The sequence below is a fragment of the Alteromonas alvinellae genome (genome assembly GCF_902705805.1).
Genome location: NZ_CACSIH010000147.1, coordinates 1 through 13,848, shown reverse-complemented (window position 1 = coordinate 13,848; position 13,848 = coordinate 1). Strand labels below are relative to the sequence as shown.

Below are 13,848 nucleotides of genomic sequence, written 5' to 3'. Positions count from 1 at the left end.
ACTAATCACGAAAGATCAACACGCCTTAGTCAAAGGAGATAAATATAGTTACTTACTGAATGAGAAAAAGCTAATAGAAAGTCTCAATACGTTTTCAGCTATGGATGTGTCGACTGTTCTTAGTTACGTTCAGTGGAGCGATGGAGAAGGGCAACATATCGTTTATTTTCCTGAGTCTTTCGGCTTTAAATTCGACAGAAGTTTTAAGGAAGTAACGTTTAACTTTGTTGTCAGTGATTTCTACAATAAAAGTAGGGGCATTGAATTTAAATTGGATGACGACGCTTGGGTTTTTCATAACAAACCAGCGATGAATTTAACATTGAGTGACATGAATACTGGTACTCATACCCTCAAAGTAAACATTCCAACTGATAAAGGGCCTTCAGAAGAGCTGACAATTCACTTCCAAATAGAACCACCGATTTGGACTTCTTATATTGGGTATACGATATATTTGGTTACCTTAGCAGTGGTCTTATGCCTATGGAGAGTGGGTGTGTTAAGTAAGCTATATGAGAAATTCAAAACAACCAAAGCCTACAACCATCTTACCCGCTACGAAATAACAGATGGGCAATCAAAATTTGAAAAAATGCTCCGTAGTAAAGAGCGATTCATTAACGAAATCACTCACGAACTTCGCACACCTATCCAACTCATCAACGGTTCGTTAGAAAACATGTCTCATACGTCCAATTTAGCGAGTAAAGAACTAATTTGCGTTCAGGACAACATGAAGAGAGTTGAGCAGTTAGTAAATCAAATGAGTCAGGATGTGCCTAAGGCTTCGGCAGCTGCCGACTACTACAGGTCTTACTCTCCAGATAATATAAAGTTTATCGCATTGTCACTGGAGCCATTAGCTAAGCAGAAAAGACAGAGCTTGGAGGTGCGCATTAAGGGGAAAAAAGAGATTTCCCTTATCAATGACAGTTTAGAGAAAATCTTGGCAAACTTAATTCAAAACGCAATTAGGTTCACTCCAGAGCTTGGCACGATAAAAGTCGTTGCTACACAAGATAGCAAAATGCTTAAAATTATCGTAAGTGACGATGGAGAAGGAATCGAAGACCATCTACAAAATAAAGTATTCGAAAGGTTTACCAAAGGGAGCGGCGAAAACGAAGGTCTTGGCATCGGTTTAGCAATGGTCAAAACTTTAGTTGAATTGAACCAAGGAGAAATTGCTTTAGAGAGTCAAAAAGGTGTTGGAACAAAAGTTACCGTCATTTTACCCATTGACGATATTGAATACGTAAATTCACATGCTGAAAAATTGTCACCAGCAAACGCTAAGTCGAATAAAAAATCACTATTAATTGTTGATGATAGCAGAGAGTTTCGCTCTTATTTGTTTGATATGTTTTCTAGCAAGTATCGCTGTCTAGTCGCGAGAAATGGTGTTCAGGCGTTAGATGTCATGCAGCACTACTTGGTCGATTTAGTCATCACCGATCAAATGATGCACGAAATGGATGGACTGAGTTTAACAAAAGCAATTCGCAGTAATACTAGCTATGCCAACATCCCTATACTTATGCTAACCGCTGAAACAGGGGCTGAACTAGAAAAATCAGCATTAGAAGAGAAGGTGGATTATTTCTTGGCAAAGCCTGCATCTAATGAGGAAATTACTCTTAGGGTTGAGCATTTGCTGTCGGTCAGAGAAGCAAAAGAACGAGAAGAAGAGGAAAGTGAAGAGCCAGCATTTAAATTCGGATGCCTGAAAATTCCCGAGTTTGATAACGAAAAGGATATGGCGTTCTATTTAAATTTTATCGCTGTATTGGAAAAGAACTATCACAATGAGTCATTCAATAGAGATCAGGCAGCCTCGCAGTTATTGATAAGCCCAAGAAGCTTGAACCGACGGATGTCAGAGTTGTTTGACTACAACTTCAGCGAGTTTCTTTCACGCTTTAGAATTGAAAAATCCATTCCGTTATTACTCGAGGGCAATAGCATTCTAGATACCTGTTTGGACGTAGGGTTTGGCACTGCGGCTTACTTTTCAACGTCCTTTAAAAAGGTCATGAACTTACCGCCCAAAAAGTTTGTGGAACAATACAATAAAACAGTAGCGTAAAGATAAAACCTAACGGAACTAAATATACCTACGCCTTTCCGCCAAAAAGCCTATCAATAGAAACGATGCCACATAGCCTGCTCCTTGGTACTGCCAGGGCAAGTAGGCTAGGGTGTGTTTTAAGAACGGTGCGCCGTACAAGGTTAGTGCGCCATAGCCGAAGGCACACAGCACTACAAACAAACTAACGCGAATGGTGAAATGGTAAGGTGCCAGTATGCGTTTTATATGGCCGTTAATCAGGTCGCCGTACACCACTAAAATAGTGGCCATAAGCATAATGCTCATTTCGGTGTAATAGGGGCTTAGGGCGCGAGAAAGGGCACTGAAAAGTTCACTCATAAAATTACTACTATTATGACGTTTTTACTATGTGCCCATTATAACCACGGTAAGGTCAAAAGCGTTAGCTAACGCCTTTATTAAGTGCGCTTACTGCTTTAAAGCCTTGCTCAATAGTGGCAATGCGGTCGGTGGTTTGATCGCGCTCTACAAATTTATGTTCAATACCGGCTAACTTGCCGTGCGCGAATATCTCTTTAAAGTTGATGGTGCCTGTGCCCACATCAGCAAAACTGCCGTCTTCAGCCAAATCTTTTACATGCCAAAGTTTAAAGCGGCCTGGGTACTGCTTAAAGTAATCAATGGGGTTTTTACCTGCTTTTACCGTCCAGTATAAATCCAGTTCCATGGCAACAAGGTCTGGGTCGGTCTGAGTTATAAGCACGTCTAATGGTGTCTTACCGTCGCGTACTTCAAATTCAAAATCGTGGTTGTGGTAGGCAAGCGTAATACCTTCCTTCTTACACGCTTCGCCAATGGTATTTAGCTTATCGGCAAGGGCTTGGTATGGCGCAATGCCTGTACCACGCTGGGCTTCGCTAAGCCAAGGAACTACCAAGTACTTGTGACCAACGGTTTGTGCGTCATCTAAAATTTGTGACAAGTTAGTATCGAACGCGTCTAACTGAATATGAGCCGAAGGCGCAGTTAGGCCATTGTCATCAAGCAGTTGCTTAATTTCCTTTGCGCTATGGTCAAAGTAGCCTGCAAATTCCATTTCCGAATAACCAACATCTGCAACCAGTTTAAGCGTAGCCGGCACACTTACCTTCATAATATCTCTAAGCGTATAAAGCTGAAGACCAACAGCACTTTTGTGCATGCCCTTCATCATAGCTCCTTTATCACTGCCATGCCCCTGAACCGAACTAGTACGTGCCAAAACAGCAGAAGCGCTCATAGCCGCCAGTAAACCAGATGAATATTTAATGAACTGTCGTCTTGAAACGCCAGAGCCAATATTACTGGCCGCGTCTAACATTGCTGTCTTACTTAAGTTTGTTTTACTTAAATTCACTGCTTGCTCCTTTTCTGTAGTGGTACGTTGGTGATGACGCATCGCTATCATCAATTAACCCAAAGCTTTGCCCGTGCTCTCACGCACAATAAGTTCAAACGGCATAATAACTTTGGGGGCCTTGCGAATTTTTCCGTTGAGTAAGTCCACCAGTAGCGTAACTGCCGTTCTGCCAAACTCTTCTGCGGGTTGGGCAATAGTGGTTAACGGTGGGTCGACAAATGCCGAAAACGCAATGTCATCGAAGCCTGCCACTGAAATGTCGTTAGGCACATTCAAGTTAGCTTGCTTAAAGGCTTGCATGGCACCAATAGCAGTCTCGTCGTTCTCACAAAACACGGCGGTGGGTCTGTTTTCAAGGTGACTAATGGTTTCCCCGGCGTTGTATCCGGCCTGTAATGTAAAATCGCCTGGGAACAACAAGTTTTCATCAAAGGTAATATTGGCTTGCGCTAATGCGTCTTTATATCCAACCAATCGCTCTTGGGTAAGCGGGCTCGAATTAGGTCCTTTGATCATGGCTATACGGGTATGGCCTAATGAAATTAAGTGCTCGGTCATTGCTTTGGCTGCAGCACGGTTGTCTAACGACACAACAGGGTACTGGCCATCGTCAATCACCTCACAGGCATTCACCATAGGAAGTAGGCCGTTGTCGTTAATCATCGTGGCATCAAATGGGTTGTGCGCACGTAACTGTATAAGCCCATCAGCCTGAGAAGTACTTACCATCTTGGCGTAATGGCTTTCTATTTCACTATTACCAAGCGTATTGGCAAGTAAAATGGAATAGCCCAGTTCGGCTGCCGCTTCCTGCATACCGCTAATAACACGGGCAAAAAATACGTTCGCTACCGTAGGCACCAGCACCACTAAATTGTGCGTTTTTCCCGAACGAAACTTAACTGCCATTAAGTTAGGTTTATATCCAACTGCCTGAACAGCGGCCATCACCTTATTGCGCGTTTTAGGAGAAACACGCTCAGGTTGTTGCAATGTTCTTGATACGGTAGCGACCGACACGCCGGCACTATCTGCTACATCTCTAATATTTGCCATTTACGTCATTGTTGTTTGTTAATTCACTCGCGCATTGTAAACCTAACCCAGTAGAGGTGTGGTCTATACGATGGTAGCGAATTCAAAATTTACGTGAAATTAATATGTAACCGTTTTCATTTTAAGCAAAAGAATACGCACTTTCATTAAAACGTCAAAGGTTATTTGTAGGATTTATGTAAATTTGAGCTAGTGTTATGTTCAAATTTGGTGCAGGAATAGGCGGTTAAAGGTAGTAAAGCCCCGGTATTACCTCGCCATTTGTAAACTTTAGATTAACAAAATGCTGTTTTTTGTATTGACCATTAAAATGTAACGGGTTACATTTTGTGGCATTAGTAACACCAATAGTGCGTTTGCACACAGAGGAATTTCAATGCAACCAATTCGAATGGGAATGATCGGAGGCGGGGAAGGCGCGTTTATCGGTGCCGTGCATCGTCATGCCGCAGGGTTAGATGGGAACTACCAGTTGGTGTGTGGCGCATTTAGCCGCAACGAAGAAAATAATACGCGTACTGCTGCTGCATTGAACGTATCAACATCGCGTACATACGTTAGCTGGCAGTCAATGTTAGAAGAAGAAGCCAAATTACCTGAGCAGCAGCGCATGCAGGTTGTGGTTATCGTAACGCCTAATCATCTTCACGTACCTATTTCACTTGCCGCAATTAAGGCGGGCTTTCATGTTTTCTGTGAAAAACCAGCAGGCGTTAGCTTTGCAGAAGTAAAAGAGCTTCAAGATGTTATTCACGCCAGTGAATCGCTATACGGCTTGGCTCATACCTACCTTGGTTATCCTATGGTTTGGCAAGCACGTCATCTCGTTGAAAGCGGTAAGCTGGGCAAAATTCGAAAAGTGTATGTTGAGTATCCGCAAGGCTGGTTGTCTGGCGAAGAAGAAACGCACAATAAGCAAGCGCAGTGGCGTACCGATCCAGCAATTTCTGGCGCAACGGGCGCAATGGGCGACATCGGCACTCATGCCTTTGGACTTGTTGAGTTTGTATTAAACGACAGTGTTACCTCGTTATGTGGCGAGTTAAACACCCATGTTGAAGGACGTCGTTTAGATGACGACGGCGCCGCGCTTATTAAAACTAAGAAGGGTGCGTCGGGCGTGCTGATTGCTTCACAGGTTTGTGCAGGTGAAGAAAACGCGTTGAAGATCCGCGTCTACGGTGACAAAGGTGGCTTGGAGTGGCGTCAAATGGAGCCAAACTCCGTTATCTATCGCCCTGTTGATGCCCCTTATCAAGTGTTTAGAGCCGGCCAGGGTCAAGTTGGGTTATGTGATGCTGCATCTGCACGTTGTCGTGTTCCAGCTGGCCACCCAGAGGGCTACTTAGAAGCAATGGCAAATTTGTATACCGATTTTGCTAAAGCGGTACGCGCGAATCAAAAAGGCAAAGCTGACGGCGTTCCAGGAATAAATTCAGGCATACGCGGAATGGTATTTATCGATGCCATGCTTGCCAGTACCGACAGCGACACCAAATGGGAGTCGGTTAGTCAGGAAGGAACGCAGTAATGCAATTACAACATACAACGAAAAAGGTGAGCGCTTATGGCTACTAACCAACAACCAATAAAAGGGCCTGCTATCTTCCTTGCTCAGTTCATGGGAAAAGACGCGCCATTCGATACGCTCGAGAATATGGCGAAGTGGGCAGCGTCGCTTGGTTACAAGGGAATACAGGTACCTACCGATCCTAGTCTGTTTGATTTAGAAAAAGCAGCTGAGAGCCAAGAGTATTGCGACAACATCGCTAAAATTTGCAAAGACGCTGGCGTAGAAATTACTGAACTATCGACGCACTTACAAGGTCAGCTAGTGGCGGTTCATCCCGCTTACGACGAGTTATTCGATAACTTTGCGCCGGCGCATTTACACGGCAAGCCACAAGAGCGAACCGAATGGGCAATTAATCAGCTTAAATGTGCGGCTATTGCCAGTAAGCGCTTGGGATTGAAAGCTCACGCTACCTTTTCAGGTGCATTAATGTGGCACTTGGTTTACCCGTGGCCTCAGCGTCCTGCTGGCTTGGTCGAGCAAGGCTTTGCTGAATTAGCCAAGCGTTGGAAACCCATTCTCGATGCATTCGACGATGCGGGTGTTGACGTATGTTACGAAATTCACCCCGGGGAAGACTTGCACGATGGCGCTTCGTTCGAACAGTTTTTAAAAGCTGTAGATAACCACCCACGAGCAAATATTCTTTTCGATCCAAGTCACTTTGTTTTACAGCAGCTTGACTACCTTGACTTCATCGACCGCTACCACAGCCGGATCAAAATGTTTCACGTTAAAGACGCTGAGTTCAATCCGAACGGTAGAAACGGTGTGTACGGCGGCTATCAAGACTGGCAAGACCGCGCGGGACGTTTTCGTTCCCTTGGCGACGGCCAAGTCGACTTCAAAGGTATTTTCAGCAAGCTTACCCAGTATGGCTTCACAGGTTGGGCAGTACTAGAGTGGGAATGCTGCTTAAAAGACAGTGCGCAAGGCGCAGCAGAAGGTGCACCGTTTATCGCTTCACACATTATCGAGCCAAGCAAATATGCGTTTGACGACTTTGCTGGTGGAGAGGTTAGTGAAGCGAAGAATAATCGTATTTTAGGCCTTGAGCGCTAAGCGCCATCAATAGGATAACAATAACTATGATAACCCTACGCCTTAGTTTGATGATGTTCCTTCAGTTCTTCATTTGGGGAGGCTGGTTTGTAACATTAGGCACGTATTTATCGAATACCTTGTCTGCCAATGGTGGGCAAATTGGCATGGCCTTCTCAACCCAAAGTTGGGGCGCCATCATTGCCCCTTTTATAGTGGGCCTTATTGCTGACCGATTCTTTAATGCAGAAAAGATCCTCGGCTTACTACACATTGTTGGCGCCGTGCTTATGTACTGTATGTACCAAGCGAATGATTTCGCCAGCTTTTACCCTTATGTGTTGGCATACATGATTGCGTACATGCCTACGCTTGCTTTGGTTAACTCAGTGTCATTCGGGCAAATGGTTGACCCATCCAAAGAGTTCGGAAAAGTTCGTGTGTGGGGCACTATCGGCTGGATTGTGGCAGGCCTTATGATTAGCTATGTCTTCTCATGGGATTCTGCCCAGTCTATTGCCGATGGTATGCTCAAAAACACGTTCTTATTGTGCAGCGTTGCCTCGCTAATGTTGGGCGTATTCAGTTTTACACTGCCAAACACGCCACCTCAATCTAGCGGTAAAGCGGTAACTATTCGCGACATTCTTGGCTTGGACGCGTTGGCACTGTTAAAAGACAAAAACTTCTTTGTATTCTTTCTTTCATCTGTACTTATTTGTATTCCACTGGCGTTTTACTACCAGAATGCGAACCCATTCCTTACTGAAATAGGCGTTGAAAATGCAACGGGCAAAATGACACTAGGTCAAGTTTCCGAAGTATTGTTCATGTTGGCCCTGCCGGTATTTTTGAACCGTTTCGGCATTAAAGCCACGTTAGTGATAGGCATGGCAGCGTGGGTTGTACGTTATGCACTGTTCGCATTCGGAAACGCTGACGAAGGCTTGTTCATGCTTATTGTTGGTATTGCACTGCACGGTATTTGTTACGACTTCTTCTTTGTATCAGGGCAAATCTATACCAATGCAAAGGCGGGAGAAAACGTAAAAAGTGCAGCGCAGGGGCTAATTACCTTAGCGACATATGGCGTAGGTATGCTGGTGGGTTTCGCGGTTGCTGGCGCAATTACCGATACCTACACGATGGAAACAGGTGCGCATAGTTGGCAGCAGGTTTGGTTATTCCCAGCAGGGTTTGCCGCGGTTGTGTTAGTGCTATTCGCCATTCTGTTCAGAAAAGAGAAGGTGGATGCAGATGCATAACATTACCCGCAGAAAGTTACTTCAGAGTATGGCAATGACAGGAGCCGGTATTGCCGGAACAGGGTTGGCTGCTGCTAGTTTAGTTACTGCCATGCCCGCCGTAGCGAGCACAAAAGGAACGAACAGTAGTAATACTGTGAATACGCCACTTAAAGGTAATGTAAATCACTCAGTAAGCAGATGGACCTACGGCGATTTAAGCATTGAAGAGTTGTGTCAAACCGTTAAGGATTTAGGGTTTGGAGCCATTGACTTGGTAGGCCCTGAAGATTGGCCTGTGCTAAAGCAGTACGGCATCGACTCTTCTATGTGTAACGGCGCAGAGATAAGTCTTGAAGACGGCTTCATTCACAGTGAGCTCCACGATGAACTAGAAGCGCGTTATATAAAGCACATCGATTTGGTCGCTGATGCAGGTTATACAAACCTTATCTGCTTTAGCGGCAATGCCCGAGGCATGTCACGAGAAGACGGACTGGAAAATGCGGTTAAAGGGTTAAAACGCATTTTACCTCATGCTGAAAAACGCAATGTAGTGATTTTCATGGAGCTGTTTAACAGTAAAGTCGACCACCCTGATTACATGGCCGACAATTCTGCATGGGGAATAGAGCTTTGCAAACGCCTAGGCTCTAAGCACTTCTCACTACTTTACGATATCTACCACATGCAAATTAATGAGGGGGATATCATCCGAACTATTCGAGATAACTATCAGTACTTTGGTCATTACCATACGGCCGGCGTACCTGGGCGTCACGAAATAGATGCTTCTCAAGAACTCAATTATGAAGCAATAGCTAAAGCCATTGTCGAGACCGGATTTAAAGGCTACTTAGCACAAGAGTTTATACCCACACCGAAAACCAAAGCCAACAGAATAGCGTCGCTACAACAAGCGATCCATATCTGTGATGTGTAACGTGCGAACAGGCACAGCGACGAATTAAGTTTTAAGGACGTGTTATGGCGAGTAACGAATATGATGCAATAGTTATTGGATCTGGTATCAGTGGCGGTTGGGCTGCTAAGGAGCTAACTGAAAAGGGCCTAAAAGTGCTCATGTTAGAACGTGGCCAAAATATCGAGCATATTAAAGATTATAAAAATGCGCATAAAGAGGATTGGGATTTTCCTCACCGAGATCTGCCTACTCAGGCTATGAAAGTTGACTACCCTGTGCTTAAGCGTGATTACCCGCTAAATGAAAAAACGTACGGCATGTGGGCAAATGAAAAAGAAAATCCTTATACCGAAGACAAGCGCTTCGACTGGTACAGAGGCTACCACGTGGGTGGGCGCTCACTGTTGTGGGGGCGTCAAAGCTATCGTTTGAATAAAGAAGATTTCGAAGCCAATGCTAAAGAAGGCATTGCGGTCGACTGGCCCATTCGCTATGAAGATTTGGCGCCATGGTACGATTATGTAGAAAAATTCGCAGGTATCAGCGGTAATCGCGACGGCTTAGATGTATTGCCTGATGGCGTTTACCAGCCGCCAATGCCAATGAATATTGTAGAGGAAAGTGTCGCGGCGCGGGTGAAAAAGGCCTATGAAGGCGCGCGTCACATGGTACATGGCCGCACTTCAAACATGACACAAAGCAAGCCTGAAGAAGGGCGTGTTCATTGCCAATACCGCAATAAGTGTTGGTTGGGTTGCCCCTTCGGTGGCTACTTTAGTACACAAGCCTCTACGCTTCCGGCTGCGGTTAAAACAGGTAACTTAACCCTTCGACCTTTCTCGATAGTAAAAGAGATCTTGTTCGACAAAGACAAGAAGCGCGCGACTGGCGTTGAAATTATCGATGCAGAAACCAACGAGACCTATGTATTTAAAAGCAAGATCATCTTTGTAAATGCGTCAGCACTTAACTCGGCGTGGGTACTGATGAACTCTGCCACAGACGTATGGGACGGTGGCTTAGGAAGCAGCAGCGGCGAGTTGGGTCACAACGTTATGGATCACCACTTTAGAGTCGGTGCTTCAGCTGAAGTTGAAGGTTTTGACGACAAATATACCTACGGTCGCAGGCCGAGTGGCTTCTATGTGCCAAGGTTTAGAAACTGGGGAAGTGATAAACGAGACTACCTGCGTGGATTTGGTTATCAAGGCGGCGCAAGCCGTTCAGGTTGGCGCAAAGACATAGCTGAGCTTGGTATAGGTGCTGGACTTAAAGATGCGATAACCGAGCCTGGTCCATGGACAATAGGCATGACAGCGTTCGGTGAAATTCTTCCGTATCACGAGAACAAAGTGTACTTGAACAAAAAAGTCACCGACAAATGGGGCTTACCAGTACTCGCAATGGATGTCGAGATTAAAGAAAACGAGCTTAAGATGCGCAAGGACATGCAGCAAGACGCGATTGAGATGTTTGAAGCGGCTGGCCTTAAAAATGTTCAAGGCTGGGATGCTGACTACGCACCTGGCATGGGCATTCATGAAATGGGCACCGCGCGTATGGGAAGAGACCCAAAAAGCTCTGTGCTTAATGCGCATAACCAAGTGTGGGATGCACCGAACGTATTTGTGACCGATGGTGCGGCAATGACATCGGCCAGCTGTGTTAACCCTTCACTGACCTACATGGCATTAACGGCAAGAGCCGCAGACTTTGCCGTAGAAGAGTTAAAGCGAGGAAATCTATAATGGAACGCCGAGAACTACTTAAGCTCATAGCCACTGCTACAGGCACAGCATTGTTCGCAGGTAATGTGCTTGCTTACACAGATGTGCCTGCTGTACCGCTTAGCGACACATTGTTTAATGAAAAAGATGTGGCCTTGCTGAATGAAATGGGTGAAGTGATCATTCCTCAAACTGACACGCCTGGAGCAAAAGCGGCTAACGTTGGTGCCACAATGGCTGTGCTGGTAACCGATTGCTACACACCTTTGCTTCAGAAGACCTTTCTTGATGGCATTAAGAAAATATCTTCGTTAAGTCAAAGTCGTTTCAACAAACAATTTGTTCAGCTTACCAAGCAAGAACGAGAGGCTTTATTTAACGATCTGGATGTAGAAGCGAAAGCGGCGAACCTTGCTAACGGTGTTTATCAAGGCGTTGAAACAGGAAAGCCAAGTCAGTGGGAGCCAGGTACCGATGAGCCAACCCCTCACTACTTTACGTTATTAAAACAGCTAACACTTTATTGCTTTTTCACGTCTCAAGTTGGCGCGACTAAAGTACTTCGATATGTGGCTATTCCTGGACGTTACGACGGTGCATTCCCTTATAAAAAGGGCGACAAAGCGTGGGCCACTTGAGCCTGCGCTGTCGAGCTGCCAAACACAACACAGTTATATAACGGATAAAACAAGGTACTGACACTATGAATAGAACATTCGTCGCTTCAACAGTGGCTTTGCTCATGCCACTTTCTGCATGTGCTACAGCAGATGCACAAACTGAAAAAAGCGAATCGCGTTTAACCCGCGAACAGCAGGCTGCTAAAACGGAAGTATGGGAGCCTGTTCCTGAAGTGGTTTCTTTTGATAAGGCAGGCGTGCCCTCTGATGCCATTTCTTTAATTGGTGATGACCTGTCTAACTGGACTTCAGTAAAGGAAGGTGATGCTAAGTGGACGCTGGAAAACGGTGTACTAACTGTGAAGCCGGGAACAGGCGATATCAAAACGAAAGCAGAGTTTTGTGATGTACAGTTGCACGTAGAGTGGAAAGCGCCGCAGCCAGAAGCGGGAATGGAAGGACAGCAGCGCAATAACAGCGGTATCTTCCTGCAGCAGCGATATGAAATTCAAGTCTTGGATTCATATCAGAATAAGACCTATCCCAATGGTCAAGCGGCAAGTGTTTATAAACAAACCATTCCTTTAGTTAACGCTATGAAGGCGCCTGGCGAATGGCAAACCTACGACATCATATATAAAGCACCAACCTTTAACGGTGAAGAACTAGCAACGAGAGGCTATGTTACGGTAATACATAACGGCGTAGTGGTTCAGAACCATACGGAAATTCAAGGTACAACAGAATGGATCGGTGCGCCTAAGTACAAAGCTCACGGATGCGCACCGCTTCAATTACAAGATCACGGTAACTTAGTAAGCTTTAAGAATATGTGGGTAAGACCACTTTAAAAAGCTAGCCGATAGATATCTTCAATCTCTTCAATACTCAATTGCTTGGGATTATTGCGAAGAAGGCGAGTTACTTTACTCGCCTCTTCTGCTAACTCCCCTACACAAGAAGGTGGAATATTAAAGTGGGTGAGTGAAGCGGGAATGCCTACGTCGCGACACAGTTTTTCTATAGCAACTAATAACAGTTTAATAGCTTCCTCTTTTGAGTGGTGGCGCTCACATACCTTTAAAAGCTTAGCCACACAATAAAGTTTGTCTTGGCAGAACGGCGCATTTACTTTCAATACATGAGGTAGCATTACCGCGTTACTCATGCCATGTGACAGATGAAACCGTCCCCCTAGTGGATAAGCTAAGGCATGTACTGCCCCCACGCCCGCGTTTCCAAACGCAAGACCGGCCATTAAACTGCCGGTGGCCATATCTTCACGTGCTGATAAGTTCTCACCGTTATTATAAGCGTGAAGTAATGAATTAAAGATAAGCTTCAGTGCTTTCTCTGCTAATGCGTCGGTAATTGGGCTGGCATTTACACTTATATAGGCTTCAAGCGCGTGAACGAATGCGTCTATACCGCTTGCTGCTGTAATGGACTGTGGGCATGTTTTTGTCATCTCCGGTGCAACAATCGCAACATCGGGTAGCAGGCAGTGACTAACAATTCCTTTTTTCATCTGTGCTATCGGATCTGACAAGATAGCAATATTGGTAACTTCTGAACCTGTACCGGCGGTAGTGGGGATAACAATAAGAGGCAAACGCCGTTTTGAAAGCGTATTTTCACCGAAGAGTTCACTGAGGGGGCCAGTATGATCGTATGTAGCTGCAAGTACTTTTGCACTATCTATAGCGCTACCTCCACCAAGAGCAATAATTCCGTCTACTTGCTTCTCACGAAGTATCGCTAACTTATCTTCGATGATATTCACTTCAGGCTCTGGTGGAATGTCATCAATAATAAGTAAGGGTGAAGAGGGTAATAGTGTGAGTAGTTGATCAAGAAGACCAGATGAAGAAACGCCCTTGTCAGTAACAATGGCACATTCCTTTATGGATAATCTCGCCATTTCATCCGTGAGGGCTTTGATAGCGCCAAGACCCGTTATGAGTTTTCCTGCGGTCTTAAATTCAGAAACCTTCATGCAAACCCCTCAATAATCCACGTACACGTTCAAATACTGTTCTATTAATTTATAGTACACAGCGTGACTTACCAATTAACTAACCTTATAGATCGTGAAAAGCACGGTGAATTAGTGGTTTTTATGAACGTATTGCGCATTGTTTATGCAAACGATCGAAAAATAAGGATTTTTTTAAAATACTTGTTGACGTGAGCGCTCATTTCCCTAAAAT

At 44.9% G+C, this 13,848-nt stretch carries 12 protein-coding genes; 8 read left to right on the top strand and 4 right to left on the bottom strand.

Annotated features, from left to right (window positions below; genetic code table 11):
- A partial coding sequence (locus tag ACX5KA_RS10745) for a hybrid sensor histidine kinase/response regulator transcription factor (RefSeq protein WP_458731112.1) occupies positions 1–2,089 on the top strand: 2,089 nt, incomplete at its 5' end.
- Between the two features lie 18 nt (positions 2,090–2,107).
- On the opposite strand, the gene ACX5KA_RS10740 is transcribed toward ACX5KA_RS10745, so the two are convergent.
- From ACX5KA_RS10740 to ACX5KA_RS10730, 3 genes are all read right to left on the bottom strand, one after another.
- Positions 2,108–2,431: a DUF3392 family protein gene (locus ACX5KA_RS10740; RefSeq protein WP_458731111.1), complete on the bottom strand. Its 324-nt coding sequence runs from the start codon at positions 2,429–2,431 to the stop codon at positions 2,108–2,110.
- 64 nt (positions 2,432–2,495) lie between these two features.
- The gene (locus ACX5KA_RS10735; RefSeq protein ID WP_458731110.1) at positions 2,496–3,449 is read right to left on the bottom strand and encodes a sugar phosphate isomerase/epimerase family protein; all 954 of its coding nucleotides are present in this window, start codon (positions 3,447–3,449) and stop codon (positions 2,496–2,498) included.
- Between the two features lie 54 nt (positions 3,450–3,503).
- Entirely contained in the window at positions 3,504–4,508 is a 1,005-nt protein-coding gene (locus tag ACX5KA_RS10730) for a LacI family DNA-binding transcriptional regulator (protein WP_458731109.1), read from the bottom strand.
- Positions 4,509–4,884: 376 nt separating this feature from the next.
- Between ACX5KA_RS10730 and ACX5KA_RS10725 the strand changes: the two genes are divergently transcribed.
- The 7 genes from ACX5KA_RS10725 (at position 4,885) to ACX5KA_RS10695 (ending at position 12,489) form a co-directional block, all read left to right on the top strand.
- The gene (locus ACX5KA_RS10725) at positions 4,885–6,039 is read left to right on the top strand and encodes a Gfo/Idh/MocA family protein (RefSeq protein ID WP_458731108.1); all 1,155 of its coding nucleotides are present in this window, start codon (positions 4,885–4,887) and stop codon (positions 6,037–6,039) included.
- Positions 6,040–6,075: 36 nt separating this feature from the next.
- Complete coding sequence (locus ACX5KA_RS10720) at positions 6,076–7,143, top strand: sugar phosphate isomerase/epimerase family protein (RefSeq protein ID WP_076012782.1); 1,068 nt, start codon at positions 6,076–6,078, stop codon at positions 7,141–7,143.
- Between the two features lie 26 nt (positions 7,144–7,169).
- A complete protein-coding gene (locus ACX5KA_RS10715) occupies positions 7,170–8,387 on the top strand; it encodes a nucleoside permease (RefSeq protein ID WP_283626067.1) in 1,218 nt (405 codons plus the stop codon).
- Positions 8,380–9,309, top strand: a complete 930-nt coding sequence (locus tag ACX5KA_RS10710; RefSeq protein ID WP_039217152.1) for a hydroxypyruvate isomerase family protein — start codon at positions 8,380–8,382, stop codon at positions 9,307–9,309. Before ACX5KA_RS10715 ends, ACX5KA_RS10710 begins: the two co-directional genes overlap by 8 nt.
- 44 nt (positions 9,310–9,353) lie before the next feature.
- Positions 9,354–11,039, top strand: coding sequence for a GMC oxidoreductase (locus ACX5KA_RS10705; RefSeq protein WP_014997055.1), 1,686 nt, complete (start codon positions 9,354–9,356; stop codon positions 11,037–11,039).
- Entirely contained in the window at positions 11,039–11,656 is a 618-nt protein-coding gene (locus ACX5KA_RS10700) for a gluconate 2-dehydrogenase subunit 3 family protein (RefSeq protein WP_014947966.1), read from the top strand. The genes ACX5KA_RS10705 and ACX5KA_RS10700 overlap by 1 nt, the downstream gene beginning before the upstream one ends.
- A 65-nt stretch (positions 11,657–11,721) precedes the next feature.
- A complete protein-coding gene (locus ACX5KA_RS10695) occupies positions 11,722–12,489 on the top strand; it encodes a 3-keto-disaccharide hydrolase (RefSeq protein ID WP_039217143.1) in 768 nt (255 codons plus the stop codon).
- On the opposite strand, the gene ACX5KA_RS10690 is transcribed toward ACX5KA_RS10695, so the two are convergent.
- Positions 12,486–13,634, bottom strand: coding sequence for an iron-containing alcohol dehydrogenase (locus ACX5KA_RS10690; RefSeq protein ID WP_039217142.1), 1,149 nt, complete (start codon positions 13,632–13,634; stop codon positions 12,486–12,488). The two genes, ACX5KA_RS10695 and ACX5KA_RS10690, sit on opposite strands and share 4 nt — an antisense overlap.
- Positions 13,635–13,848: the final 214 nt, after the last annotated feature.